General features: G+C 70.0%; 28 protein-coding genes. 13 read left to right on the top strand and 15 right to left on the bottom strand.

Translation table 11 applies throughout. From position 1 onward, the window contains the following. The first annotated feature begins 194 nt into the window (after window positions 1–194). A complete protein-coding gene (locus tag HNR67_RS11340; protein ID WP_185002000.1) occupies window positions 195–701 on the top strand; it encodes a hypothetical protein in 507 nt (168 codons plus the stop codon). Window positions 702–816: 115 nt separating this feature from the next. Beyond that, entirely contained in the window at window positions 817–1,311 is a 495-nt protein-coding gene (locus tag HNR67_RS11335; RefSeq protein ID WP_185001999.1) for a hypothetical protein, read from the top strand. 146 nt (window positions 1,312–1,457) lie between these two features. On the opposite strand, the gene HNR67_RS11330 is transcribed toward HNR67_RS11335, so the two are convergent. From HNR67_RS11330 to HNR67_RS11310, 5 genes are all read right to left on the bottom strand, one after another. Then, window positions 1,458–1,880 carry a nuclear transport factor 2 family protein gene (locus HNR67_RS11330; protein WP_185001998.1) on the bottom strand — a complete coding sequence of 141 codons (423 nt, stop codon included), beginning with the start codon at window positions 1,878–1,880 and terminating at the stop codon, window positions 1,458–1,460. A gap of 55 nt (window positions 1,881–1,935) precedes the next feature. Continuing rightward, complete coding sequence (locus HNR67_RS11325; RefSeq protein WP_312987008.1) at window positions 1,936–2,700, bottom strand: AfsR/SARP family transcriptional regulator; 765 nt, start codon at window positions 2,698–2,700, stop codon at window positions 1,936–1,938. A 395-nt stretch (window positions 2,701–3,095) separates the two neighbouring features. Next, a complete protein-coding gene (locus HNR67_RS11320) occupies window positions 3,096–3,875 on the bottom strand; it encodes an SDR family NAD(P)-dependent oxidoreductase (protein WP_185001996.1) in 780 nt (259 codons plus the stop codon). A 20-nt stretch (window positions 3,876–3,895) separates the two neighbouring features. Continuing rightward, window positions 3,896–4,801, bottom strand: coding sequence for an MBL fold metallo-hydrolase (locus HNR67_RS11315; RefSeq protein ID WP_185001995.1), 906 nt, complete (start codon window positions 4,799–4,801; stop codon window positions 3,896–3,898). After that, window positions 4,801–5,268, bottom strand: a complete 468-nt coding sequence (locus tag HNR67_RS11310) for an SRPBCC domain-containing protein (protein WP_185001994.1) — start codon at window positions 5,266–5,268, stop codon at window positions 4,801–4,803. The genes HNR67_RS11315 and HNR67_RS11310 overlap by 1 nt, the downstream gene beginning before the upstream one ends. 139 nt (window positions 5,269–5,407) lie before the next feature. On the opposite strand from HNR67_RS11310, the gene HNR67_RS11305 reads away from it, so the two are divergent. Further along, the gene (locus HNR67_RS11305) at window positions 5,408–6,673 is read left to right on the top strand and encodes a beta-ketoacyl-[acyl-carrier-protein] synthase family protein (RefSeq protein ID WP_185001993.1); all 1,266 of its coding nucleotides are present in this window, start codon (window positions 5,408–5,410) and stop codon (window positions 6,671–6,673) included. Further along, on the top strand, window positions 6,670–7,884 hold the full coding sequence (locus tag HNR67_RS11300) for a beta-ketoacyl synthase N-terminal-like domain-containing protein (protein ID WP_185001992.1): 1,215 nt from the start codon (window positions 6,670–6,672) through the stop codon (window positions 7,882–7,884). Before HNR67_RS11305 ends, HNR67_RS11300 begins: the two co-directional genes overlap by 4 nt. A gap of 331 nt (window positions 7,885–8,215) precedes the next feature. On the opposite strand, the gene HNR67_RS11290 is transcribed toward HNR67_RS11300, so the two are convergent. From HNR67_RS11290 to HNR67_RS11275, 4 genes are all read right to left on the bottom strand, one after another. Continuing rightward, window positions 8,216–8,410: a hypothetical protein gene (locus tag HNR67_RS11290; protein ID WP_185001990.1), complete on the bottom strand. Its 195-nt coding sequence runs from the start codon at window positions 8,408–8,410 to the stop codon at window positions 8,216–8,218. Between the two features lie 346 nt (window positions 8,411–8,756). Next, window positions 8,757–9,026 (bottom strand): acyl carrier protein, encoded by a 270-nt coding sequence (locus tag HNR67_RS11285; protein WP_185001989.1) that lies wholly within the window; start codon window positions 9,024–9,026, stop codon window positions 8,757–8,759. A 36-nt stretch (window positions 9,027–9,062) separates the two neighbouring features. Beyond that, complete coding sequence (locus HNR67_RS11280; protein WP_185001988.1) at window positions 9,063–10,010, bottom strand: aromatase/cyclase; 948 nt, start codon at window positions 10,008–10,010, stop codon at window positions 9,063–9,065. A gap of 24 nt (window positions 10,011–10,034) precedes the next feature. Further along, window positions 10,035–11,036: an acyltransferase domain-containing protein gene (locus HNR67_RS11275; protein WP_185001987.1), complete on the bottom strand. Its 1,002-nt coding sequence runs from the start codon at window positions 11,034–11,036 to the stop codon at window positions 10,035–10,037. Window positions 11,037–11,216: 180 nt separating this feature from the next. Between HNR67_RS11275 and HNR67_RS11270 the strand changes: the two genes are divergently transcribed. Both HNR67_RS11270 and HNR67_RS11265 read left to right on the top strand, forming a co-directional pair. Next, on the top strand, window positions 11,217–12,647 hold the full coding sequence (locus HNR67_RS11270) for an alpha/beta fold hydrolase (protein ID WP_185001986.1): 1,431 nt from the start codon (window positions 11,217–11,219) through the stop codon (window positions 12,645–12,647). 39 nt (window positions 12,648–12,686) lie between these two features. Next, window positions 12,687–13,415: a class I SAM-dependent DNA methyltransferase gene (locus HNR67_RS11265; RefSeq protein ID WP_185001985.1), complete on the top strand. Its 729-nt coding sequence runs from the start codon at window positions 12,687–12,689 to the stop codon at window positions 13,413–13,415. A 74-nt stretch (window positions 13,416–13,489) separates the two neighbouring features. Here HNR67_RS11265 and HNR67_RS11260 read toward each other — a convergent pair whose 3' ends face one another. The 3 genes from HNR67_RS11260 to HNR67_RS11250 all read right to left on the bottom strand — a co-directional run bounded on the left by HNR67_RS11260 (window position 13,490) and on the right by HNR67_RS11250 (window position 16,633). Then, window positions 13,490–14,443, bottom strand: coding sequence for an NAD-dependent epimerase/dehydratase family protein (locus HNR67_RS11260; protein WP_185001984.1), 954 nt, complete (start codon window positions 14,441–14,443; stop codon window positions 13,490–13,492). Window positions 14,444–14,451: 8 nt separating this feature from the next. Next, complete coding sequence (locus tag HNR67_RS11255; RefSeq protein ID WP_185001983.1) at window positions 14,452–15,588, bottom strand: nucleotide disphospho-sugar-binding domain-containing protein; 1,137 nt, start codon at window positions 15,586–15,588, stop codon at window positions 14,452–14,454. A gap of 166 nt (window positions 15,589–15,754) precedes the next feature. Next, window positions 15,755–16,633: a sugar nucleotidyltransferase gene (locus HNR67_RS11250; protein ID WP_185001982.1), complete on the bottom strand. Its 879-nt coding sequence runs from the start codon at window positions 16,631–16,633 to the stop codon at window positions 15,755–15,757. Between the two features lie 109 nt (window positions 16,634–16,742). Here HNR67_RS11250 and HNR67_RS11245 point away from each other — a divergent pair, with 109 nt between their 5' ends. After that, window positions 16,743–17,963, top strand: a complete 1,221-nt coding sequence (locus HNR67_RS11245) for a class I SAM-dependent methyltransferase (RefSeq protein ID WP_185001981.1) — start codon at window positions 16,743–16,745, stop codon at window positions 17,961–17,963. A gap of 72 nt (window positions 17,964–18,035) precedes the next feature. On the opposite strand, the gene HNR67_RS11240 is transcribed toward HNR67_RS11245, so the two are convergent. Further along, on the bottom strand, window positions 18,036–19,370 hold the full coding sequence (locus tag HNR67_RS11240) for an aminotransferase-like domain-containing protein (RefSeq protein WP_185001980.1): 1,335 nt from the start codon (window positions 19,368–19,370) through the stop codon (window positions 18,036–18,038). 86 nt (window positions 19,371–19,456) lie between these two features. Between HNR67_RS11240 and HNR67_RS11235 the strand changes: the two genes are divergently transcribed. Next, a complete protein-coding gene (locus HNR67_RS11235; protein WP_185001979.1) occupies window positions 19,457–20,077 on the top strand; it encodes a DJ-1/PfpI family protein in 621 nt (206 codons plus the stop codon). Between the two features lie 4 nt (window positions 20,078–20,081). On the opposite strand, the gene HNR67_RS11230 is transcribed toward HNR67_RS11235, so the two are convergent. Continuing rightward, window positions 20,082–20,987 carry a LysR family transcriptional regulator gene (locus tag HNR67_RS11230; protein ID WP_185001978.1) on the bottom strand — a complete coding sequence of 302 codons (906 nt, stop codon included), beginning with the start codon at window positions 20,985–20,987 and terminating at the stop codon, window positions 20,082–20,084. 102 nt (window positions 20,988–21,089) lie between these two features. On the opposite strand from HNR67_RS11230, the gene HNR67_RS11225 reads away from it, so the two are divergent. The 5 genes from HNR67_RS11225 to HNR67_RS11205 are packed head-to-tail and all read left to right on the top strand — an operon-like array spanning window position 21,090 to window position 24,934. Beyond that, window positions 21,090–21,881, top strand: coding sequence for an inositol monophosphatase family protein (locus HNR67_RS11225; RefSeq protein WP_185001977.1), 792 nt, complete (start codon window positions 21,090–21,092; stop codon window positions 21,879–21,881). Between the two features lie 32 nt (window positions 21,882–21,913). Beyond that, window positions 21,914–22,585, top strand: a complete 672-nt coding sequence (locus HNR67_RS11220) for an NADPH-dependent F420 reductase (RefSeq protein WP_185001976.1) — start codon at window positions 21,914–21,916, stop codon at window positions 22,583–22,585. Window positions 22,586–22,635: 50 nt separating this feature from the next. Next, a complete protein-coding gene (locus tag HNR67_RS11215; RefSeq protein ID WP_185010491.1) occupies window positions 22,636–22,989 on the top strand; it encodes a GntR family transcriptional regulator in 354 nt (117 codons plus the stop codon). After that, window positions 22,986–23,900 carry an ABC transporter ATP-binding protein gene (locus HNR67_RS11210; protein ID WP_185001975.1) on the top strand — a complete coding sequence of 305 codons (915 nt, stop codon included), beginning with the start codon at window positions 22,986–22,988 and terminating at the stop codon, window positions 23,898–23,900. The genes HNR67_RS11215 and HNR67_RS11210 overlap by 4 nt, the downstream gene beginning before the upstream one ends. Further along, window positions 23,897–24,934 carry a hypothetical protein gene (locus tag HNR67_RS11205; protein WP_185001974.1) on the top strand — a complete coding sequence of 346 codons (1,038 nt, stop codon included), beginning with the start codon at window positions 23,897–23,899 and terminating at the stop codon, window positions 24,932–24,934. Before HNR67_RS11210 ends, HNR67_RS11205 begins: the two co-directional genes overlap by 4 nt. Before the next feature lie 7 nt (window positions 24,935–24,941). Here the strand turns inward: HNR67_RS11205 and HNR67_RS11200 are convergent, their stop codons facing one another. After that, window positions 24,942–25,541, bottom strand: coding sequence for a TetR/AcrR family transcriptional regulator (locus HNR67_RS11200; RefSeq protein WP_185001973.1), 600 nt, complete (start codon window positions 25,539–25,541; stop codon window positions 24,942–24,944). Window positions 25,542–25,563 lie beyond the last annotated feature (22 nt).

Genomic DNA, 25,563 nt, shown 5'->3' with positions numbered 1-25,563 from the left:
CTCGCTGGACCTCCGGTCGAATGCAGCCGGATCCCTTGCGGTCAAGGGGGAATCCAGTCCTCCCATAGCGCACGTCGCCAGCGTGGCAGCACCGCATCCGGGAGGCGGTGGCACGGGTACGGGCCGTCGCGCTGCCAGGTGCTGGTCACTTGTCTTGTCAGACAGGCCCGGACAGGGCCGGAAACGGATGACGGATGTTCAGAAGGACACTGCGCACGATGGCCGCGGTCACGGCCATCGGCACCGCCGCGATGCTTGTCCCGGCAACGGTTTCCGCCGCGGCCGAGGGCAGCGCGCCCAGCTCGGCCCAGGACGTGATCGGACCGCCGATCGGCGTGTGGGACGGAAAGATCAGCTTCCCGGATGGTGCGGTCGATATCAAACTCTCCTTCCGTCTCAACGGAACCCTGTGCTTAATCGCGCCGCCGCCCGACCCGGGCGGTGGCATCGAGGGCTCCGGCCGCTGGCGGCTGACCGACCCGAACTCCTTCAACTTCAACGGCAGGGAGCGCTACTTCGACGGCTCGGGCGCGACCACCGGCTCGCTGACCTTCGACATGAACGCCGACTACCAGGGGCTGACCAACTTCGTCGCCGACGGCTCGGCGACGCTGTTCGACGCGCAGGGCAACAACCTGGGCACCATCCCCACCACCTCCCGCTTCAAGCGGATCTCGCTGGTTCCGGCGAACTGCCAGTAGCACCGAACCCCGGCCGCGGCCTGAGTTCTCAGGCCGCGGCCGGCTGTTCGAACCGAAGCGCTCTCCCCTGCCCTGCCGAACAGGCCCGCCCAGGGCCGGAAATGGATGACCGACGATGAGAAGGACGCCGCGCACGATCGCCACCGCGGTGGCGGTCGCCGCCGCAATGCTGGTCCCCGCAACGGTTTCCGCCGCAGCCGAGGGCAATCCGCCCGGCTCGGCGCCGGGCGTGATCGGACCGCCGATCGGAGTGTGGACCGGCAAGATCACCTTTCCGTCGATGCAGGTCGATGCCAAACTCTCCTTCCACCTCAACGGCACGCTGTGCTACCTCACCAAGCCGGAAGACGGGGTGGAGGGCAGGGGCCGCTGGCAGCTCACCGGGCTGACTTCCTTCGACCTCAACGGGATCGAACGATTCTTCGACAGCAGCGGGACCACCACCGGCTCGCTGACCTTCGCCATGGCCGCGCACCACCAAGGCCTGACCACCTTCGTCTCCCAAGGCAGCGCGACCTTCTACGACGCACAGGGCAACAAACAGGACACCGTCCCGATCTCCGCCCACCTCAAGCGACAGTCGATGCTCCCAGCCCCCTGCCCATCCTGAGCAATCCACCGTGTTGGCCGTTCTCGTACGGTGTGTTGGCCGAACTGGACGGTGTGTTGGCCGTTGTGGACGGTGTGTTGGCCGAACGGGCGTACCAGTTCGGCCAACACCATGTACGACAACGGCCAACACGCCGTGTTCCGGGATCAGGCCGCGGCCGGCCGGTCGCGCACGAGGGTCCGTAAGCGCACGAGCAACTTCCCCTGCGCGCGGACCAGTTCGTCGGTGACCGCGAAGGTCGACTCGAAGCGCACCTTGCCCTCCTTGTCCGTCAACGTGACCAGCGAGCAGTAGCCGACGGTGAGAGTGCCGTCGGCGTCCTGCTCGATCTCGTAGTGGTCGTTCCAGTGCCGGGGCACGTTCTCCCGGTACCGCGGCAGCGCCGCCTCGGCGAAGGCCCGCATCGCCGCCCTGCCCTCGAGCTTCTTGCCGTGATGGACGTGGTGGGTGACCCCGTCCTCGGTGAAGGTGCCCAGGTAGCCGTCCAGGTCCAGCCGGTCCAGCAGGGCCATCTGCCGGGCGTAGAACCTCAGCACCTCGACGTAGCGCTCGGCGTCTACCTCCGCCATACCCCGTCCTTTCCCTTCTCGGTCAACGCTTTGGTGGTCAACTCGACCCCGGCGGTCAGCCGAGGCCGACCCGGCGGGCCGCGCCGACCGGCTCGGGCAGTTCGAGATCCAGCTCGGAGCGCAGCACGGCCTGCTGGAGGTTGCGCAGCCGCACCGAGGGCTCGACCCCCAGCTCCTTGTTCAGCGTGTTGCGCAGGGTCTTGAACGCCTGCAGGGCCTGCCACTGCCGCCCCGACCGGTACAGCGAGACCATGTAGTGCGCGCAGAGGTTCTCGTGCATGGGATGCCGGGCGGTCAGCACAGTCAGCTCGCTGAGCACCGCCTGGTGCCTGCCGAGTCCGATGTCCGCCCCGATCCGCGCCTCCAGCGCGTTGAGCCTGCTCTCCTCCAGCCGGGCCACCTCGATGCTCAGCGGCATCCCGATCCGGACGTCGACCAGGGCCTGCCCGTGCCACTTGGCCAGTGCCATGCCCAGGAAACGGGACGCCGCCTCGAAGTCCCGTTCCTCCACCGCCCGGTTGCCCACCTGGATGAGGGACTCGTACGCGCGGACATCGACGTTGTCCGGGTCGATGTCGAGCACGTAGCCGTCGAAGCGGGTGAGCAGCACGTCCTTGGCGGTGCCACTGGCCTCCGGCGGCATGGCCGACTCGATCAGCCTGCGCAGCTGCAGGATGTAGGTCTGCAGTGTGGTCCGGACGCTGAGCGGGGGGCGATCACCCCAGAGCTCCTCGATCAGCGTCGGGACCGAAACGATCTTTCCCGCGTGCAGCGCGAGCAGCACCAGGACCTGTCGTGGCTTGGCGGCGGTGGGTGCCACCGACCGCCCATTCAATGTTGCCTCTAACTCTCCTAGAAGACGTACCTGCATTACAAAAGCCCCCAGAGATACGGATTCAGCTGATGAGGTTGCTTACCCCAGGAATCCACGATGCTACGTCGTTGTAGGCGGGATCTGCCGCTGCATTCAGCGACCAGTAAACCATGCCTTGCCCCCAGACCGCCCAGTACTCGGCCTGCTGATCAGCCTAGGGGGTGATCGCGAGATGGTCGAGCAGCCCACTCGAACCTGACTCAAATCCCCGGGCGCGGAGTTTTCCGTACAAAGATGTCTTGACAAGGTGATCGATTTTCTGATAGCCGCCCTAAGTACACTATCTCGTTTTTATAACGCAGGTGGTAAAGCAGGCAACCGTCAATAGGGAATTTCGGGTGTTAGTAGTTGCCCAATCCGCCGCAGACGTTGAGCGCCTGGGCGGTGATGGCGGCCGCGGCGTCCGTGGTCAGGTAGCCGACCAGGCCCGCGACCTCCTCCGGAGTGGAGTAGCGGCCGAGCGGGATCTTGGCGTTGAACTTCTCCAGCACCTCCTCCTCGGTGGTGCCCCAGTACTGGGCGAAGCCCTGCCGGACCCGGACCGCCATCGGGGTCTCCACATAGCCGGGGCACACCGCGTTGACCGTGATCCCGGACTTGGCCAGCTCGAAGCCGACCGACTTGGTGAACCCGATGACCGCGTGCTTGGAGGCGGTGTAGGGCGCGGCCAGCATCACGCCCTGCTTACCCGCGGTGGAGGCGATGTTGACGATCCGGCCCCAGCCGGACTTCGCCATGCCACCCGCGTTGAGCACCTCCCGGGTCAGCCGAAACACACTGTTCACATTTGTGTTGAAGACGTCGTGCCAGATCGCCTCGTCCATGGTGGCGATCTCGCCGCCGCCACCGCGGCCGGCGTTGTTGACCAGGATGTCGATCCGGCCGAACCGGGCCACCGCGGCGGCCACCGCGGCCTGGATGTCCTCGGGCGAGGTGACATCGCAGGAGGTGCCTTCCGCGGTCGCGCCCTGGTCCCGCAGCTCCTTCATCACGGTGGCCACCCGCTCGGCGTCCCGCGCGCAGCCGAAGACGGCGATGCCCTGGGCGATGAGGTTCTTCGCCACGGCCAGGCCGATCCCGCTGCTGACACCGGTCACGAAGGCGATCTTCTGGTTGCTCATGCTGTTCTCCTCCAAGGGGTTCAGGCCGCGCAGTGCGGCAGGCCGCCGTGGAACTCGGCCATCTCGCGGAACGAGGCGCCCACGTCCAGCCGGGCGCCCGGCGCGAGGCCGTCCAGCTCGGCGTAGGCGCGGTGCAGGTTGCCGACCAGGCGTTCCGGGTCGACCAGCGCGGCGAACGGACCGAGATCGGCCGCCCTGGCCACCTCCAGCGCGGACTGGCCGGCGCGCAGCCCGTCCTTGGCCAGCTCACGCACCCAGCGCAGGTACGCCTCGGTGGCGTCGAGCACCTCGGGTCCGGCCACCGGGCCGTGCCCGGAGACGACCACCGCCGGGTCCAGCGCGCGCAGCCGCTCCAGCGCGCGCAGCGAGCCCTCGATCGAGCCCATCAGCACGTACGGGGTCACCCCCGACCACACCACGTCGCCGGTGAAGAGCACCCGCCGCTGCGGCACCCAGGCGATCACGTCGCCGGCGGTGTGCGCCGGGCCGACCATCTCCAGCTCCACGGTCAGCTCGCCCACGTGCAGCCGCAGCCGGTCGGTGAAGGTCACATCGGGCAGGGTCAGCTCCAGCTCGCCCCACTCCACCCCCGGCCACAGCCCGCACAGCGCCAGCCCGGCCTCGGCGCTGTCCGCGCGGGTCTGCTCGTGCGCGATCACCGTGGCCTTCGGGGTGAACTCGGTGTTGCCGAAGACGTGGTCGCCGTGGAAGTGCGTGTTCACCAGCAGGTCCGGCCCGCCCGGCACGACCAGCTCGGTCTGCGCGCGCAGCCGCCGGGCCCTGGCCTGGGTGGCCGCGGTGTCGATGAGCACCGCGTGACCCCTGGAGGTGATCAGCCCGGCGTTGTTGAGACACCAGCCACCGGGCAGCTGCTCGTAGGCGTGCACGCCCTCGGCGATCTCCCGCAGCGTCGGTTCGGCCGACATCAGACCACCTCGGCGAAGCGCTGCAGGGTCTCGCCGGGGCTGGGGCCGTCCAGCGCCTGGAAGATCCGCTCGGCGTCCGGGCCGTGCTTGTCCAGCCGCACGTGCGCCAGCTCCACCCTGGTCTGACCGGGGCCGGCCGGGGTGAAGCTCACCTCGATCTCGCTGGCCCGCTCGTCGTCCGGGATGGACTGCCAGCGGCCGTCCACCCGCCAGGTCATCCGCAGCCCGTGCGGCGGGTTCCACTCCAGCACCACGCCCCAGGCGATCTCGTTGCCCTCGGCGTCCCACTCGTAGTACCGGCCGCCGACGCCCGGTTCGATGGCCAGGCCGATCCGCGGCGTGCGCAGCAGCACGTGTGAGGGCGGCCACCAGTCGGCTGGCCGCTGGGTGAACGCCTCGAAGCACTGCAGCGGGCTGGCCCGCACCACGACTGACTTGCGCACGTCCGGGATGACGCGTTGAGGCATGGGTCCTCCGACCACGAGTTGCTCGGTACTGGCCGGGCCAGGCTCGCCGGGGCGGCTCGATCTCCTTTTGAACGGGCCTGGACCGTGAGTCGAGAGACCGCCCGCACGCTGCGCCCTGACGGCATCTCAAGGAGGCCCCATGGCCCGACGGGCAGTCATTACTGGAATCGGCGTGACCGCGCCGGGAGGGATCGGGACGCAGCCGTTCTGGGACCTGCTGGTCAGCGGCAGGACCGCGACCCGCAGGATCACCGCGTTCGACCCGGCCGCGCACCGCTGCCAGGTCGCCGCCGAAATCGACTTCGACCCGCTGTTACACGGCCTGACCCGGCAGGAGGTCAGACGGACCGACCGGGCCACCCAGCTCGCGCTGGTCTCGGCCACGGAGGCGGTGCTGGACAGCGGCCTGGTCATCGACGGTGAGCTGGCCGAGCGCACCGGGGTGGCGCTGGGCAGCGCGGTCGGCGGCACCACCACGCTGGAGCGGGAGTACGCCGTGTTGTCCAACGGCGGCAAGGACTGGGTGCTGGATCCCGCCTACGCCGTGCCGCACCTCTACGAGGGCTTCCTGCCCAGCTCGATCGCGGCCGAGGTGGCCATCCGCACCGGCGCGCTCGGCCCGGCCTCGGTGATCTCCACCGGCTGCACCTCCGGCATCGACTCGGTCGGCTACGCCGCCGAACTGGTCCGCGACGGAGCGGCGGACGTCATGATCACCGGCGCCACCGACGCGCCGATCTCGCCGATCACCCTCACCTGCTTCGACTCGATCAAGGCCACCTCGGCCCGCAACGACGATCCGGCCACGGCCTGCAGGCCCTTCGACCGCAACCGCACCGGGCTGATCCTTGGCGAGGGTTCGGCCGTGCTGGTGCTGGAGGAGTACGAGCACGCCCGGCGGCGCGGCGCCACCATCTACGCGGAGGTGGCCGGGTACGCCGCCCGCTGCAACGCCTTCCACATGACCGGGCTCAAGGCCGACGGCAGGGAGATGGCCGAGGCGATCAACCTGGCGATGGCCGAGGCCGGGCTCAACGCCGAGGACATCGACTACGTCAACGCGCACGGCTCCGGCACCAAGCAGAACGACCGGCACGAGACCGCGGCGGTCAAGCGCAGCCTCGGCGAGCACGCCTACCGGACGCCGATGAGCGGCATCAAGGCCATCGTCGGGCACTCCCTCGGCGCCATCGGCTCGATCGAGATCGCCGCCTGCGCACTGTCCATCAAGCACGGGGTGGTGGTGCCGACGGCGAACCTGACCGAGGCCGATCCCGAGTGCGACCTGGACTACGTGCCCAACACCGCGCGGGAGCGGCGGCTGGACGCGGTGCTCACCGTGGGCAGTGGCTTCGGCGGCTTCCAGAGCGCGCTGGCGCTCACCTCAGGGGGGCGGGCGGCATGAGCGATCAGGACGTGGTGGTCACCGGCATCGGCGTGCTCGCGCCGAACGGCACCGACACCGAGAGCTATTGGGCGGCAACGCTCAAGGGTGAGTCCGCGATCCGGCCCTTCACCCGCTTCGACACCACCGGCTACCCGGTCCGGCTGGCCGCCGAGGTGCCCGAGTCCGAGGCCGAACTGGCCTTCCCGCGCAAGCTGCTGCCGCAGACCGACCGGCTCACCCGGCTGGCCATGGTGTGCGCGGACGCGGCACTGGCCGACGCGGCGGTGGATCCGGCCGCGCTGGGCGAGTACTCGATGGGCGTGGCCGTCTCCGGCGCCACCGGCGGGCTGGAGTTCGGTCAGCAGCAGTTGCAGAAGCTGTGGGGTCAGGGCTGGGAGGAGGTCAGCCCGTACATGTCCTTCGCCTGGTACTACGCGGTGAACTCGGGCCAGATCTCCATCCGCAACGGCATGCGCGGCCCGAGCGGGGTGGTGATCTCCGAACAGGCGGGCGGGCTGGACTCGCTGGCCTTCGCCCGCAGGCGGGTGCGCAAGGGCACCGCGGTGATGACCGCTGGCGGCTTCGACAGCATGTTGTGCCCCTACGGCCTGTCCACCCTGTCGGTGGCCGCCGGGGTCTGCCGGGGCGATGACCCGGACCGGGCCTACCTGCCCTTCCACCCGGACAGCGGCGGTTTCGTGCCGGGCGAGGGCGGCGCGGTGCTGATCATGGAGACCCGGGCGGGCGCGGCCGAGCGCGGCGCGCCCTCGGTGTACGGGGTGCTGGCCGGCCACGGCGCGGCCTTCGACCCGGAGCCCGCCGGCGGCGGCGCCCTGGTCCGGGCGGCGCGGGCCGCGCTGACCGAGGCCGGGATCACCGCCGCGGACGTCGACGTGGTCTTCGCCGACGCGGCCGGGGTGCCCGCCCTGGACACCGCGGAGGCCACCGCGTTGCGCACGATCTTCGGCGACCGCCGGGTCCCGGTCAGCGCACCCAAGGTGCTGGTGGGCAGGCTGCTCTCCGGCGGCTCCGCGCTGGACGCGGCCACCGCGCTGCTCAGCCTGCGCGACGGCATGATCCCGGCGGTGCCGGGCATCGAGCCGGAGCAGGCCGACCCGGCACTGGACCTGGTGGTGGGCTCGCCGAGGGCGCAGGAGATCGGCACCGCGCTGGTGCTCTCCCGCGGTCACGGCGGGTTCGCCTCGGCCATGGTGCTGACCAGGCCGTGAACGCAAAAGGCGGGGCGGGTGCGCAAGCCGTGCGCCCGCCCCGTTCCCGCATTTGGCATCAGATCTGCGATCCACCAGGCTGGCGGCGAACGGGAATGCCACCCATTTCCTGGAGCGGATCCTACTTGGACCTCTCGCGGTTCTTCCCGGAACGCGCGGACGCAACCGTGGCGATGAACACGCCAAGTGCCACGACCGCGATCGGCACGCCCACAAGAGCCGGCACCGGCGAGCCTTTGATTGTCGGCGACATAATCCCGAGTCCGAATATCGCCATGCAGACCAGGAAGACCGATTTCTGACGAAAGTTCAAGGTGCCGCCTCCCCGGAACTAGTCCTGGCTTGCTTCTGCGATGCAGCCGGCGATGTTGGCGCTCGTGACGCCCGCGGGAACAGCACCAGTGGCCTTGAACTGCCCTTCAGCAGACACGATCTTGCCAAGTGACAGCTTGCCGTCATTCCGGACACTCACCTGCGCTGAATTATTCTCCCGAACGGAGATGAGCATCTCAGCCGTAAAGGCCACCGACTCGACCCTGGGGTCGAACGTAACCCCCTGGGGGCGCAGGCAACGGCCAATGCCGTGTCAAATTTCTCCCTGCGGGCCGGCGAGGCGTTCTCCAGCTTTTCGAAGGTCGCTCTCACTTCGCCAGGAGCGCCGACAGGGAGTGACCGGAGAGCAGATGACTTCAACTTATGATCTCCTACTCACCCGGCGGGTAAAGATGACCCTAGGACAAGGAGCAGGGAGACAACACTGAATAGTCACACCAATAGTCCATGAGTTACTCACTGGCAATACCAGACCAGGGGCGCCACGCCCAGCGCGAGCGTGGCGCCCCTGACCAGCCCAGGAAGGTGGCAGCCCAGCCTCAGACCGTGGACCCGGCCAGCGCGACCTGCTGGTTGACCAGGTCGAGCAGGTGCCGAGGGGTCTCGATGTCCGCGGCCGCCGACTCCGGGATCTTGATCTTGAAGTGCCGTTCCAGCCTGCTCGTGGTGTCGATGATCGCGAGCGAGTCGAAGCCCAGGTCCATCAGGTTAGTGTCCAGGACGTCGCCGTCCAGGTCGACGGACTCGTCCTCGCCCACCGCGCGGGCCAGGAACTCCTTCAGCTCGTCCAGGGTCAGCTGGGTACTCATGCGGAGATCACCTTCATTCTGTGGTTCGGTCGGGGGTCAGCGCGCTTCGACGTGCTCGCGCGCCTTGGCCAAGGTCGCCCGGCTGTTCGCGCCGAGCGCGTTGCGCACCGCGGTCCTGGCCGCCGCCAGCGACTCCGGCGGGGTGGGCAGGGCGGCGATGCCCTCGGGGTCCAGGTACACCTGGTGCCGGGCGGTCACCAGGACCCGGCCGTCGGCGGTCGGCTCGAAGCGCCACTCGCCGTTGTGCGCGCGCAGCGCGGCCGGCAACTTGACCTGCTTGTAGGAGATGAGCCGGTTCGGCTCGCAGACCCGGCCGGAGATCGTGGTGTGCACCGAGCCGTCCGGCGAGCGGGTGTCCATCTCCATGTGCTGCAACCCGGTGGTGTCCTCGCGCAGGTCCAGCCGCACCACGTGCGGCAGCCGCTCGGGCCACTTGGCCGCGTCGTAGAGGAAGTCGTAGACCTGTTCGATCGGCGCGGCGAAGGTCTCGGTGTCGGCGAACTCGAAGAGCAGCTCGGCCTCCTCGGCCGCGCGCTCGGCCACCCGCTTGAGGTTGGCCAGCTCGGCCACGCTGTTGGTCTCCACCGCGCTGGCGATCCGGGCCAGCTTCGCCGGATCGTCGCCGACGGCCCGGTAGTGGTGGTCCAGCGCGATCTCGCAGCCGCCGTCGGTGGGCAGCACCGTCCAGGTCCCACCCATCGCCGCCACCGGGTCCGCGGTCACGACCTGCTCGAACTCCACCCGGAACCGGTCAGGGAACAGCCTGCGGCGGGACTCCCAGCTGCGCAGGTCGCCGTTGGCCAGCGCGCAGATCCGGATGCGTTCCTCGGTGTCGTCACCCGCGATCCGCTCGGCCCGCACCGTGGGCGGGAAGTACAGCGGCCACCGGGACACGTCGGCGACGATCCGGTAGACCGCCTCCGCCGGTGCGGCCACCGCGATCCGGTGGGTGACCTCGGTGCGGGTCGATTCGGTGCTGGTCATCAGGCGCCTCTCTGCTTTCCGTGATCACGCAGTGGGAACGGGCGCGGACAGGGCGAGCCGCGCCGCGGTGGTGGTGTCCTGGTCGAGCTGGTCGCCCCGGTGCCGGTCGGGCAGCAGCGGCAGCACCCGGCCGCCGCCCTTGACCACCGAGGGCTGGCGGCGGCCCAGCACGCTCAGGCTGGTGCCCGGCCCGGCCTCCACCAGCACGCAGTCGCCGTGCTCGGCCAGCAACCTGGTCAGCGTGGGCGCGAAATACACGGTGTCGGCGGCCTGGTTGGCCCAGAACACCGGATCCCGCGCGGTCTCGTCGGTGAGCACGCCCTGGGTGTAGGCGGAGTAGAGCCGCAGCCGCGGCGGGGCGAGCGGCACCGAGCGCCAGCCGGGCAGGGAGGCGGTCACCGCCCGCGCCACCACCGGGCTGTGGAATGCCTGCCGGGCAAGCACATCCCGGCAGACCACGTGCCGCTCGGTCAGCGTCCGGGCCGCCTCGGCCAGCGGCTCGGCCTCTCCGGCCAGCAGCAGCTGACGGGGCGCGTTCACCGCGGCCAGGTGCACCCGCTCGCCCAGCAGGTCCGCGACCTCGGCCACCGAGGCCGACACCGCGAGCATCCCGCCCGGCGGGGTGTTGGTGAACTCGGTGATCCGCTCGTCCATCAGCCGGATGCCGTCGGCGAACTCGAGCACCCCGGCCAGGGTGGCCGCGGCCATCTCGCCCACGCTGTGCCCGAGCAGCGCCACCGGGCGCACGCCCCAGTCCAGCACCATCCGGCCCATCGCGTGGTTGACCGCGTAGAGCAGCGGCTGGGCCACCGACACGTCGTCGTAGTCCGGCCCCGGTTCCGCGGCCAGCCAGGCCGCGCGCAGCCGGGGACCGTCCGCGCCGAACAGCTCGAAGGCCCGGTCCATCCAGGCGGTGAAGGTCTGCTCGTGCTGGTAGAGGCCGGCCGCCATCCGCGGGTGCTGGGCGCCCTGGCCAGGGAACAGCAGCACGACCGGCGGCTCGGACCGCGCTGTCACTGGTGACATCTCCGATCCCTTTCCTCGGTTGGGCCGAGGGTGCGGGCGGCCTGTCGAGGCTCGCCTGAGCCTGGCCGGATCGAGGCCGGGAACCACCGGCAGGTCAAGCCCGCTTCCACGGGCATTCAAGGTGGCCTGGCGACCCTGAGCCTCGGGAATTTCCTATTTATGGAGGTCGAGCTGAGCGCCATGACCACTGAAACGCCACCGCCCGGCCTGTCCGAGTTCTATCGCCAGGAACCGGTGTGGTCCGGCTCGACCGAGGACGATGGACTCGAATACGCGACCATCGCGGTCCCGCTGAATTACGCCGACCCCGGCGGCGAAAAGCTGTCCATTGCCATTAGCCGGAAAAAGGCGACGGACCCGGCCACTCGACGCGGCATCCTGCTCACCCTCAATGGCGGCCCCGGCGGTTATTTCGGCCTCGGCACCCGTTTCCCGGCCGTGCTGGCGCACACCCGGCTGACCGAGCGCTACGACGTGATCGGGTTCGACCCGCGTGGCACCGGCGGCTCCACCCCGCTGCTCGCCGAGATCACCGCTGTCCAGGCGAAACCCGACTCCAGGCCGCCGGATGCCCTGTTCGCCACCATCGCCGAGGACGCTCGGGCGCGTGAGGAAGGCGCCCAGCGGGCCGGTGGTCCGCAGCGCCCGCACTTCAACACCCCGAACGTGGTCAGGGACATGGACGTGATCCGGGCCGCGCTGGGCGAAGACAAGATCAATTACCTCGGTTACACCTACGGCACTTACGCAGGCGCGGTCTACGGCGTGCTGTTCCCGGACCGGCTGGACCGCAACGTGCTCGATTCCTGCGTGCACCCGGACTGGTCCTGGCGGGAACAGCTCATGGCGCAGGGCACGGCAAATCGGGCAAATCTCGATAAATGGGCGGAATGGGTCGCGGGACGATCCGGACATTTCTCACTCGGCGATTCCGCGGCGGCCGTGCTGGCCACCGTGGAGGAGGCGGTGGCCGCGCTCGGCGCCCAGCCGGAGAGCACCGCGTTGCGCACCCTGCTGGACTGCGCGCTGGGTTCCCGCTCGGCGGACCGGGCCCGCTGGGAGGAGCTGGGCAGGCTGGTCGCCGACCTGCGCACCGGCGACAAGGGACTGGCCGAGAAGTGGCTGGCCGACGAGCGGATCTGGCCGCCGGCGGAGACCGAGGGCGAGACCCGCTGCGGCGTGCTGGACGCGGTGATCGCGGAGAAGGACTGGCCCACCGACCTGGAGACCTACTTCGCGGACATGCGCGAGTTCCGGGAGAAGTTCCCCTACGGCTACGGCGTGATGCGCGCCCAGCCCTTCAGCGGCGCCTTCCGCACCTTCACCCCGCCGGAGCGACCCGCCACGCTGCGCCGCGCGGGCTACCCGGCCGGGCTGATCGTGCACGCCGACGGCGACCCGATCGACTACTACCCGGGCGGCGCGGCCATGGCCGAACGCCTGGGCCACCGGCTGATCACCGTCGAGGACTCCGGCCAGCACGAGATCTACGCCTTCCGCGGCAACGCGGCAGTGGACGAACTGGTCGAGCGGTACCTGCTGGACGGCGAGCTGCCCGCCGCGGACACCGTGTGCGCGAGCACCGTGCCGCGACCGAGCCTGCCCGCCTGACCCCTGGATCCCCCATCCCACACCGAGGTTGGTGATGACATGTACGGCGCGGCCTACGCCGAGATCTACGACCTGATCTACGCCAGTCGTGACAAGGACTACGCGGGCGAGTCGGCCGAGTTGGCCGCGCTGGTGCGCGCGCGCAAACCCGATGCCGCCTCGCTGCTGGACGTGGCCTGCGGCACCGGCGGGCACCTGGCCCACCTCAAGCAGGAGTTCGGCACCGTGGCCGGGCTGGAGCAGTCCGAGCACATGATCGCCAGGGCGAACCGGGCGATGCCGGATATCCCGGTGTACCAAGGAGATATGCGCGATTTCCACGTCGAGCGCACCTTCGACGCGGTGGTCTGCATGTTCAGCTCGATCGGCTACGTCGGCAGCACCGCCGCGCTGGACAGCACGCTGAAGAGCTTCGCGCACCACCTCAACCCGGGCGGGGTCATCATCATCGAGCCCTGGTACTTCCCGGACGGTTTCCTGCCCGGCTACATCGCCAACGACCTGGTGCGCACGCCGGACCGGGTCACGGTGCGGGTCTCGCACTCCACCAGGGAGGGCGACCAGGTGCCGATGACCGTGCACTACATCGACGCGCAGCGGGACGCGGGCATCAAGCACTACACCGATGTGCACTGGATGACCCTGTTCGAGCGCGAGCAGTACGAGGCGGCCTTCGAGCAGGCCGGCTGCCGGGTGGAGTACCTGCCCGGCGGCCGGTTCAACTGCGGCCTGTTCGTCGGCACCCGCACCGATCAGCCACTGCGCTGAGCACCGCACGCCACTGGGCCGGTCCCCGGAATCGGGACCGGCCCAGTGGCGTTTTCGTTGGTACTAAAGGGTTTTCAGCTTCCGGCGACGACCTGTTCGGCCACCGCGGTGCGCCACATGTCGCGCAGCGAGTCCGCCAGCGGGATCCGCGGCGACCAGCCGAGCAGGTCCCTGGCCAGTCCGATGTCGACCTGGGTCCAGTCCCCGCCGAGGCTGGCCACCCGCCGGTTGCGCTCGTGCAGCATCTCCGGCGGCAGCCCGGCCGCGGCCACGAAGGTGCGCACCAGTTCGCGGATGCTCACCGCGCGGCCGCTGCCGAGGTTGATCATCCGGCCGGTCACCGGCGCCCCGGCGGCCAGCCGGACCGCCTCGGCGGCATCGCGCACGTCCAGGTAGTCCCTGGTCGCCTCGGTCACGGTCACCGCCATCGGCACGCCGGAGTCCAGTGCGGTGCACAGCATCGCGACCAGTTTCCCGACGAAGCTGGCCGGGGAGGGGTGCGGCCCGGAGATGTTGGACAGCCGCAGCACCACCCCGTCCACCGTCCCGGCGGCGGCCGCGTCCAGCACCGCGACCGAGCCGTCCAGCTTGGTCCGGGTGTACGGGGTGCGCGGGTCCGGCACCAGGTTCTCGTCGATCAACGTGCCGGCGGGCACCTCGCCGTATTCCAGGATGGTGCCCATGTGCACCAGCCGCGGCCGCCAGGGCAGCGCGCCGACCGCGCCGAGCACCGCGCGGGTCAGGCCGACGTTGCCGCGGGCCAGCTGTTCCTCGGTGTTGGCCCAGCCGTCGGTGGCGTTCGCCGCGTCGGTCGCGTTGACCACCACGTCCACCCGCTCGGCACGCAGCAGGTCCGCGATCGTCTCCGGCGCGGCCAGCGCCAGGTCCAGCCGGGCGAACCGGTGCTCGGCCAGGTAGGGCGCCGGGTTGCGCGCCACCACGATGACCTCGTCACCGTGCCGGGCGAAACTCGCGCACACCTGCCTGCCGAGCCATCCGGTGCCGCCGAGCACCGCCACCCGGGTCACGGCCGCGGCTACTTCGCGACGAGCTTCTCGAGCACGGGCACCAGATCGGCAGGCGAGGGCAGCTGGGCGATCTGGTCCCGCACCTCCCTGGCCCGCTCGCCGTAGCTCTCGTCCGCGAGCAGCGCCCCGGTGGACTCCAGCAGCAGTTCCGGGGTCAGGTCCCTCGGCTCGATCCGGCGGATGGCGCCGAACTCGGCCAGCCTGCCGATCGCGGAGAGCGGCTTGCCCATGCCGGGGATGACCACCTGCGGCAGCCCGTGCGTCAGGCAGGTCATCATGGTGCCCGGCCCACCGTGGTGCACCACCGCGTCGCAGCCGGAGAGCACCGAGGTCAGCGACTGCCAGCCCGCCGCGACCACCGAGTCGGGCAGCTGACCCATCTGCGGCACCAGGAAATCGGCCACCGCGACCACCAGTTCGGCCTCCAGCGTGCCCAGCGCCTTGAGCAGCTGCACCAGCACCGGCAGCCCACCGGCCTGCGGCTGCACCGAGCCGAGGGTGACCAGCAGCCGGGGCTTGGTCCGCGGCCGCAGCACCCACTCGGGCAGCAGCCCTGGCTCGCCGTAGGGCACGTACCGCATGGGCTGCGCGCCGGCGATGGAGTCGCCCAGCAGCGGCGGGGTGTTGTCGATGACCAGATCGGCCTCGGGCAGCCGGTCCAGGCCGAAGCGGGCCAGTTCCGGGGCCAGCTCCGCATTCAGCGCGGACACGATCGGCAGATCGCCGGGACCGACGGTGTGCTTGACCCACGGCACCCCGTTCACCTTGGCCGCGATCGCGGCGGTGGCGAAGGAATAGGATTCGGCGACAACCAGATCCGGTTTCCAGCTGGCCACCAGATCCACGGTGCCATCGAGGGTCTTCTCGGCGAGCCGGGCGAATCCGGCCCCGGTCATCCCACCCATCTGGTCGTGCGATTCAGGGAATTTGAGCGGATTGCCCGCGCGATCCTTGCCCATCACATCGCGCATCTCGATCGAACCGGACACCGCGGCCATCGGCAGACCGGAACCACGGACCACCGCGTCCCAATTCTCCGGCGCCGCGACCAGAACCTCGTGCCCGGCCGCGCGCAATGCCCAGGCCAGTCCGACGACCGGGAAGTACAGCGGGTGGGCGGGACCGGTGTTGACCAGAATCTTCATCTTCGCACCTCAGAAATAAGGACAGGAGAGCTGGAACAGAGCACGGACCGGGTTTCGCGCGATTCCACAGAACTTCCCCGGCCGATATCTCACCAATCGCACAGCATCCTGGTTCAGGGTGCTGGCGATTCCTCGAACGCGACTGGAGACCGGCTGGACGCGGTGCTCAGACCGGGCCCAGCTCGGCCGCGATGGCCATCACGTACTCGCCGTAGGGCGAGCGGGCCAGCCGTTCGCCGAGCCGGTGGCAGTCCGCGGCGCTGATGAATCCCATCCGCAGCGCCACCTCCTCCAGACAGGCGATCCGCGCGCCCTGCCGCGCCTCCAGGGTGCGCACGTAGTGGCCGGCCTGCAGCAGCGACTCCGGCGTCTCGGTCTCCAGCCAGGCGAAGCCCCGGCCGAGGTCGACCAGCTTCGCCTGCTCTCGCCGCAGGTAGGCGCGGTGCACCTGGGTCAGGTCCGGCTCGCCTGGCCCGGCAGGCGGCAGGTTCTTGACCAGGTCAACCACCTCGTTGTCGTAGAACCCGAGCCCGGTGACCGCCCGCCGACCGCGCCGGGACACCGGCTGCGCGCCGACGGAGAGCAGCCGCCCGTGCTCGTCAACTTCCGCCGCCCCGCACCGGCCCGGCTCGCCGACCGGCGACCCGAACAGCACGCAGCCACGCACCTCCGCGCTGTGCTCGGCGAGCACCGAATAAAAACGCTGGCCGTGGAAAATATGGTCCCCGTGGATCAGCGCGACCGAATCCTCGCCGATGTGGTCGGCGCCGAGCACCAGTGCCTCGGCAATTCCACCCGGCTCGTCCTGGACCCGGTAGTCGATACGCAGTCCGAGTTCGCCGCCGTCACCCAGCAGGTGCCGGATCCGGGGCAGTTCCGCGGGTGCGCCGATGAGCAGGATGTCCCGGATTCCGGCCAGCATGAGCACGCTGAGCGGATAGTAGATCATCGGTTTGTCACCGACCGGCAGCAGTTCCTTGGGCACCGCGAGCGTCATCGGGTGAAGCCGGTTCCCCGATCCGCCCGCGAGTACGATTCCCCGCATGCCCGCCTCCCGGTGTCCCGCCGGTCGCTCCAGCGTCGGGTGCAGTACCGCAGGCGCGGTCTGAGCCCAGCTCGACCACCACTCGATCCGGCGCGCTTACGGTGCGGATATGTCTACCTGCCGCATCTGCCGGGGCCCGGTCTACCAGTTCTTCGATTTCGGCCAGCAGCCGATCTCCGATGCTTTCCGCAAGCCGGAGGACACTTCCGAGGAGTTCTTCTTCCACATGGCCATCGGCGTGTGCCAGCAATGCACGATGGTTCAGCTGATGTCCGAGGTGCCGAGGGAGAAGATGTTCCACGAGGAGTACGCGTACCACTCCTCGACCTCGGCGCGCATGCAGGAGCACTTCGCCGGCACCGCGCTCCGCCTGCTGGAGACCGAGTGCCGCGACGTGGCCGACCCGCTGGTGGTGGAACTCGGCTGCAACGACGGCATCATGCTGCGCACCGTGGCCGAGCGCGGGGTCCGCCACCTGGGCGTGGACCCCTCGGCGAACGTGGCCGAGGTGGCCGCGAGCAAGGGCGTGCGGGTCAGGGTCGCCTTCTTCGAGGAGTCGGTGGCCAAGGAGATCCGGGCGAGTGAGGGCCCGGCCCAGGTGATCTACGCGGCGAACACCGTCTGCCACATCCCCTACCTGGACTCGATCTTCCGCGGCGTGGACGCGCTGCTCTCCCCCACCGGCGTGTTCGTCTTCGAGGACCCCTACCTCGGCGACATCGTCGAACGCGCCAGCTTCGACCAGATCTACGACGAGCACTTCTACCTGTTCTCGGCCACCTCGGTGCAGGCCGCCGCCCGCCAGTTCGGCTTCGACCTGGTCGACGTCGAACGCCTGCCAACGCACGGCGGCGAAATCCGCTACACCATCGGCCGCCCCGAGCACCGCCGGCCGACGGAGCGGGTCGCCGAACTCATCGCCGAGGAACGCGAACGCGGCATCGACACCCTGGCCACCCTGGAGCAGTGGGGCACCGAGGTGAAGCGCAACTGCGGTGACCTGGTCACCCTGCTGCGCAAGCTCAAGGACGAGGGCGCCACCGTGTACGCCTACGGTGCCACCGCCAAGAGCGCCACCGTCACCAACTACGCCGGCATCGGCCCCGACCTGGTGGCCGGGGTCTTCGACTCCACCCCCGGCAAGCAGCACCGCCTCACCCCCGGCGCCCACCTGCCGGTCCGCCCCCTCGAAGAGTTCACCACCCCGTACCCCGACTACCTGCTGCTCTTCGCCTGGAACCACGCCGAGGAGATCATCAAGCGCGAGCAGGCATTCCGCGAGCAGGGCGGCAAGTGGATCCTCTACGTCCCCGACGTGCACCTGCTGTGACCAACCCGCCCAACCCCCGCCGCCCCAGACGATCCCACCTGCACCGCGGGTGGGATCGTCCTTTGTAGACACTCAGCGGCACGCGTCCTCCTCCACCACCCGCCGAACCGCACGCAACGTCTGTTCCAGCTCGGCCGGCCCGACCGACCCCAGCGCCAGCCGAAGTGCCCGCGGCACCACGGCGGTGGCCGCGAACGCCTCCGCCGTGGAGACCGCGATCCGTTGCCGGGCAAGCGTTGCCGCGATCCGATCCGCCCGCGCACTCTCCGCCAGCGGCAACCACCGGAAGTAGGACGCCGGGTGCCCGATACTGGGCAGCCCGGCGAACACCTCCCTGGCGATGTCCTGCCGTGCGACGGCATCGGCCCGCTTCCGGACTTCCAGCCGATCCACGGTGCCATCCTCCAGCCAACGACAGGCGATCTCGGTGGCCAGCGCGGGCGTGCTCCAGGTGGTGGCCCGGACAACCCGAGCGATCGCCGCCACCCGGTCCACTGGCGCCACCACGAACCCAACCCGCAGCCCCGTCCCCACACTCTTGGACAGACTGGACACATACACGGTGCGCTCCGGCGCCAGCACCGCCAACGGCGGCGGCGGATCCTCGACCAGGTAGGCGTAGGCGGCGTCCTCGATGAGGATCAGATCGTGCCGCCGCGCGACCGCCACCAACCGTGCCCGAGCGGTAGCGGACATGACCCACCCCAACGGATTGTGCAGCGTCGGCATCGCATAAACCGCCCGCACCGGCCGCCGCACACAAAGCTGTTCCAACGCAACAAGATCCGGCCCCGCCCGACCCCCAGGCACCGCCACCAGCTCCAGCCCCAGCGACTGCGCGAGCACCTTGAACCCCGGATAGGTCAACGCGTCCACCGCCACCACATCCCCATGCTGCAACGTGGCCATCGCGGTCACCGCGAGCCCATGCTGCGCACCACTGACCACGAGCACCTGCTCGGCGTCCACACTCAACCCACGCCGCAGAAGGTGCCGGGCCACCGCACCCCGATCCTGGCCTCGCCCCCGATGCGGTTGGTACCGCAGCAAAGCATCCAGATCCCCCGCGGTCGCCAACTCCCGCAACGCCTGCCGCAACAGATCGGCCTGCCCAGGGATCGAGGGATGGTTGAACCGGAGATCAATCGCATCCGCCGCCACGAACTGCTGATCAACCCCCTCTCCCGGCAACGACAGATCCCGCACGAACGTGCCCCGCCCCTGCTCCCCACTCACCAGCCCCATCGCCGCCAACTCGGCATACACCCGAGAGGCGGTCACCAGCGCGATGCCCTCCCTGGCGGCGAGTTCCCGATGCGTGGGCAGCCGGGTCCCCACCGGCCAGCGCCCCGACCGCAACTCCGCCGCGAGCGAGTCCACCACCCGCTTGTACCGAGGGATCCGCATGGCCCCCGATTGTATCCATGACAATTATTCGACTGTCATGCATACCGCTCCTAGGCTGCCGCCACCAGGCCGAAAAGGAGCAGTCCATGCACATCGCGATCCTGACCTTCGAGGGCTACAACGAACTCGACTCCCTCATCGCCCTAGGCGTCCTCAACCGGATCAAGCGCCCCGACTGGCGAGTCACCATAGCCAGCCCCACCCCCAAGGTCCGCTCCATGAACGGCGTCGTCATCGAGTCCATGACCACCCTGTCCGAAGCCTGCACCGCCGACGCCGTCATCATCGGCAGCGGCAAACAAACCCGCGAGGTAGTAGCCAACCCCACCATCATGACCACCCTGCAATCCCTCGACCCCACCCGCCAACTCCTGGCCGCCCAATGCTCCGGCACCCTGGTACTGGCCAAACTCGGCCTACTCAACGACATCCCCGCCTGCACCGACCTCACCACCCGGCCCTGGGTGGTCGCCGCCGGAATCGAAGTCCTGAACCAACCCCTGTACGCCAGGGGCAACATCGCCACGGCCGGTGGGTGCCTCGCCTCGCATTACCTGGCCGCGTGGGTCATCACCCGGCTGGTGGGGGTGGAGGCTGCGGAGGAGGCGTTGCATTATGTGGCGCCGGTTGGGGAGAAGGAGGAGTACGTGGCCCGCGCCATGCGCAACGTGACTCCGTACCTGGGGTCGGAGGTCGCGGTCGGTTAGGGATTCAGGCGAGGCCGCACAGTTCCGCCACCACGGCGCGGGTCTGCGTGCGCAGCCAGGTGTGCGCCGGATCGCCGGTGTAGCGCTGATGCCAGGACATGATCACCGGGATCGGCGGGGTGGGGAACGGGAGCGGACGGATCAGCAGGCCGGTGTCCTGGCTGGCGGCGCGGGTCATGTGTTCGGGGAGGACCACCAGGAAGTCGTTGTCGCGTAGGCAATGCAGGGCGGCGGTGGCGGTGGGGACGGCGGCGTGGACCTGGCGGTGCAGGCCGTGTTCGGCGAGGAGGCCGTCCACGGGGTCGGTTAGTTGGCCGCGGCGGGAGACGATGAGGTGGGGGGCCTTGGCGTAGCGGGCCGGGGTGAGTTTCCTGGCCGCTGCCGGGTGGTTCTCGCGCATGGCCACGACCAGGCGGTCGTGCGCGATGGTTTCGTGCGCCAGGTCAGGGGATTCCGGGGTGGCGGCGGTGATTTCCAGGTCCACGCGGCCGTGGCGGAGGTCGGTGTCGTCGGTGCCGGCTTCGGGGAGCAGGCGCAGGCGGACGCCGGGGGCCTGGGTGCTGATCCTGGCCAGCAGGGCGGGGGCGGCGGCGGTGGTGACCGCGTCGTGCCAGCGCAGGGTGAAGGTGCGGTCCAGGGTGGTCAGGTCCAGGGCGTGGTCCGGGGTCAGCACGGTGTGGGCCTGGCGGACCAGGGTGTGCACCTGGGCCTGGACGGCCAGTGCACGTGGGGTCGGGGTCATGGTCCTGCCGGTGCGGACCAGGATCTCATCGCCCATGGCGCGGCGGATCCGGCCAAGGGCACGGCTCATCGCGGGCTGGGTCAGGTGCAGGCGGGCGGCGGCGCCGGCCACGCTGCCCTCCTCCAGCAGGGCGTCCAGTGCGGTCAGCAGGTTCAGGTCCAAATGCATGGCGGTAATGTTAGTACTGAATAGCATGCATTTGACGACATGTGTTCTTGGATTTAGCGTGGGTTTTGTCGAACCAATCCGTTATCCAGGAATGGGAAACCCATGTCTGACAAGAAGTTGCTGCCTGCTGTCGTGACCGCGGTACGGGCCGCGGGCTACCGGGTGCGTCAGCGGTTCGCCGAGGACGCCCGGCCGGGGAGCCTCGAGGAGATCCTCGATTCCTTGCGCGCCAACGACGACACCTCGCTGGAGGTGTTGCGGGAGGCGTTGCGCCGGATCCGGCCGGGGGCGGGCTGGGTGGACGATGAGCTGGCGGGGAGCGCGTTGCCCGCCGGGGAGTGGTGGGTCACCGATCCGGTGGAGGGCAACATCAATCACGTGCACGGGCTCGCCGACTGGGCGGTGACCGCCACCCTGGTGCGGGACAACGAGGCCGTGCTCACCGTGGTGCACCTGCCGCTGACCGGGGACCTCTACACCGCGATCCGCGGCGAAGGCGCGTGGCACAACGGGATCGCTTTGCGGGCCTCGACGAAGACGAGCCTGGACGCCGCGTTCGTGGCCACCGGGCAGGCGCGGCCGGGCGAGGATGCCTTGACCCTGCGGCGGATCGGGGAGTCGATCACCGCCATGCTCGGGGCGGCGCTGGTCGCGCGGATGTCGGTACCCGCGACCTTGCAGCTCGTGCAGCTGGCGGCCGGGCGGCTGGATGTGTTCTGGCAGTACAGCGATGTGCGGTCCGGACTGCTGGCCGGGGCGCTGCTGGCGCGGGAGGCGGGCGGCGTGGTCACCGACACGCACGGCAGGCCATGGCAGCCGGGTGCGGCGGACTTCCTGGCCAGTGCGCCCGCGGTGCACCGGGCCGCGGTCGACGTGCTCACCGCGGTCGCCTGATCACACCACCTCGAGCCAAAGGGAGACAACGCATGACCACCATCGCCATCCTCGGCTCCGGCCGGGTCGCGGCCAATCTGGCCGACAAGCTCGGTGCGGCCGGGCATTCCGTGCTCATCGGCACCAGGAATCCAGCTGCGGCAACGGAAAGTTGGGCCGGGCTTCCGGTCACCTTCACCACCGCGCGGGAGGCGGCCGACCGGGCCGGGATCGTCATCAACGCCACCCCTGGCGACAGCTCGCCGCAACGGCTGCGCGCACTGCGGGATGTGTTGCGCGGCAAGGTTCTCGTGGACATCGCCAACGCCACCCGGCGCGGCCCGGACGGACTGCCGGGCGGGCTGTGCTTCCCGGACAGCAGTCTGGCCGAGGTGCTCCAGGACGCGCTGCCGGAGACCCGGGTGGTCAAGACGCTCAACACGATGCTGTTCACCGTGATGACCAACCCGCGCCTGCTCGCCACCCCGCCGACCGCCTTCCTCTCCGGCGCGGACCCGGCGGCCAAGGACCTCGTGCGCGGACTGCTCGGCGACCTCGGCTGGCCGCCGGAGTGGATCGAGGACCTGGGCGGGATCGACACCGCGCGCGGCACCGAGGCGCTGGTGCTGCTGGTGCCCGCACTGCTGCGCAAGCACGGCCCGCGCCCCTTCGCGCTCACCATCGCCCGAGAGTTGCTACAGTCTTCTAGTGTTACAGTTGACTAGCACAATCTCGGAGTGATGCCGTGGAGTTCCGGGTGGATCGGGCCGCAGGCATGCCGGCGTACCGGCAGCTCATGCACCAGGTGCGCGATGCCGTGCGGCTGGGCTGGCTACGGCCGGGTGACCGGTTGCCGACCGTGCGCGAGGTGGTCGCCACCTGCGGCGTGAACCAGAACACGGTGCTCAAGGCGTACCGGGAACTGGAGCTGGCCGGGCTGCTGGAGGTCCGGCAGGGCTCGGGCACGTTCGTGCGCAGCACGGTGGAATCCACCGCCACGGACCTCTCCCCCGAGCTGCGACGACAATTGGAGGACTGGGTGCGAAGCGCACGCGAGGCCGGGTTGAACGACGAGGACATGCGGGCCCTGCTCGGCGCCGCCCTGACCCGCGAGGACGGTGGCGCATGAGCGCCGCCACGGACGCGCTCGAGGTCACCGGGATCGGCAAGCAGTACCGGCGGCTGTTCGGCCGCGGCTCGAACTGGGCGTTGCGGGACTGCACCTTCCGGGTCCCGGCCGGGCGGGTGGCCGCGCTGGTCGGGCCGAACGGAGCGGGCAAGACCACCCTGCTGACCATGCTCGCCGGACTGCTCACGCCGACCGAGGGCAGTGCCCAGATCGGCGGCCGACCGGTCGCGGCCGGGCGCAGCCGGGGTGGCGAGGGCCGGGTTTCCTTTGTCGCGCAGGACAAACCGCTGTACCGGCAGCTCCAGGTGGCCACCATGCTGGAGGTGGCGGCCCGGTTCAACCACGTGTGGGACCCCTCGCGCGCCGCCCGCTGGCTGGAACGCTTCGAGATCCCGCTGGACCGCCCGTGCGGCAGGCTTTCCGGCGGGCAGCAGGCACAGGTGGCCTTCGCCATCGCGCTGGGCTCCTGCCCCTCGGTGCTACTGCTGGACGAGCCACTGTCCAATTTGGACCCGTTGGCCCGGCGCGAGGTCACCCAGGAACTGCTCACCGAGGCGGCCGACACCGGGATGACCGTGCTGCTGTCCACCCACGTGGTGGCCGAACTCGGCGGGGTGACCGACCACCTGGTGCTGCTGGCCGACGGCGCACTGCTGGTCGACGACGCGGTGGACGACATCCTGGGCAGTCACCGCTACTACGTCGGCCCGCGTTCCACCGCGCCGCCGGTGCCCGGCGAGGTGGTGCGGGCCAGCCACACCGACCACCAGTCCACCTTCCTGCTGCGGGTGCCGCCGCCGCTGGAACCACCGGCGGTCGCCGCGCCGTGGACCAGCCGGGAGATGACCCTGGAGGACTTCGTGCTGACCCAGCTGGAGACCAAGCGCGCGAACAGCCGGAGGGCGGCATGACCACCAGCCTGACCCGGAGCACCCCGCAGCGCCGCCGGGGCGCGGGCACCCTGGACCTGGCCTGGGTGACCTGGCGCCAGCACCGCTGGCTGATCGTGGGCACCGCGCTCGCGGTGGCCGCGCTGGCCGGGTTCTACCTCTACACCTACTTCGCCGCGGTCGCGCTGCCACCCTGCGGCGCGAGCTGCCCGGACGGCGGCAGTTCCCCTGCACTGAAGGACCTGATCCGCCGGGCGGGCCTGACCGAGTACCCGGTGCTGGTCTTCGCCGGGTTCATCGCGGCCTTCTGGGGCGCGCCACTGCTGTCCCAGGAGTTCGAGCACCGCACCCACCTGTGGGCCTGGACCCAGGACATCTCCGCCACCCGCTGGCTGACCACCCGGATCCTCGGCCTGGTCGCGGTGATCACGGTGCTGACCAGCGCGCTGGGCCTGGCTGGCACGTTCGCGCTGCGCCAGCTGCACGAGCTGGACTCCTCGGCGTTCCCGCCGTTCACCTCCTTCGTCTTCGGCCTGTGGCCGCCACTGCAGGTGGCCTACGCGCTGTTCGGCTTCGCCCTCGGCGTGGCGGTGAGCGCGATCTCCCGGCGCACGGTGATCTCGATGCTGGTGACCCTGCTCGGTTTCACCGCGGTGCGGTTCTTCGTCGCGGAGTACCTGCGCCCGCACTACCTGACCCCGATGCGGATCGGCACGCCACTGGGCGAGCGCGCCGCCGACCTCGGTGGCGAGGGCCTGACCGTGGGCACCGGCTACCTGAACACCTCCGGCGAGACCATGCGGTGGAGTCCGGTGGTCGACGGCTGCCGGGCCCAGGCCGACCAGGTCGTCGGCGCCACCGCCCGCTACAGCGAGCACCAGGCCGCGCTGAACTCCTGCCTGGGCCAGCGTGGCTGGACCCAGACCTACCTCGACTACCAGCCCGCCGAACGGCTGCTGTCGATCCAGCTCATCGAGACCGGGATCTTCCTCGGGCTGGCGATCGTGCTGCTGGCGGTGGCGTTGCGGCTGGTGCACCGGATGACCACGCTCTGAGGCGGTCTCAGCGCGGCGACAGCAGTTCGCGCAGGGCCACGCCCAGTCCCGCCAGCAGCTCCGCCGCCTCCGGCGCGTCCAGCGGCAGGTGCAGCAGCCGCAGCGCGAACCCGTCGCTGAGTGCCAGCACCAGGTCCGCCATGGTCGGCACCGGCAGGTCGAGGCGGACCTGGCCCGCACCCTGGGCGATCCGCAGGAAGGTGGTGGTGCCGGTGCGCATGTCCTCGTCGTTGGCGCGCAGGCGTTCCGCCCAGTCGGCGCGGATGGCGGCGCGGGCGGTGAAGGCGGTCACGATGATCGCCTCGGCCCGGCGTTCGGCGTCCAGCGGCAGGGTCGCCAGCAGCAGGCGGTGCAGCAGGTCGAGGTAGTCGCCCTGGGGGGTGAGGGTTTCCCAGCGCCGGGAGACCCCCTCGCCGGTGAGGTCCAGGGCGAACTCGAAGATCTCCTCCTTGGTGCCGAAGTACTTCTGCACCGCGCCCGCGGAGACCCCGGCCTCGGCGGCGACCGTGCGCACGCTGACCGTCTCGATCCCGGACCTGGCCACCAGCCGCAGCAGCGCCTCGGCAATGGCCCGCCTGCGCTGACCGTGGTCCACGATCTTCGGCACCCGACCTCCGATTGCCCCGTTC

It is taken from the genome of Crossiella cryophila (assembly GCF_014204915.1).
Taxonomy (GTDB): Bacteria; Actinomycetota; Actinomycetes; order Mycobacteriales; family Pseudonocardiaceae; genus Crossiella; species Crossiella cryophila.
Note: the sequence above shows the minus strand (reverse complement) of the source record. Positions and strands in the feature narration are given on the sequence as shown.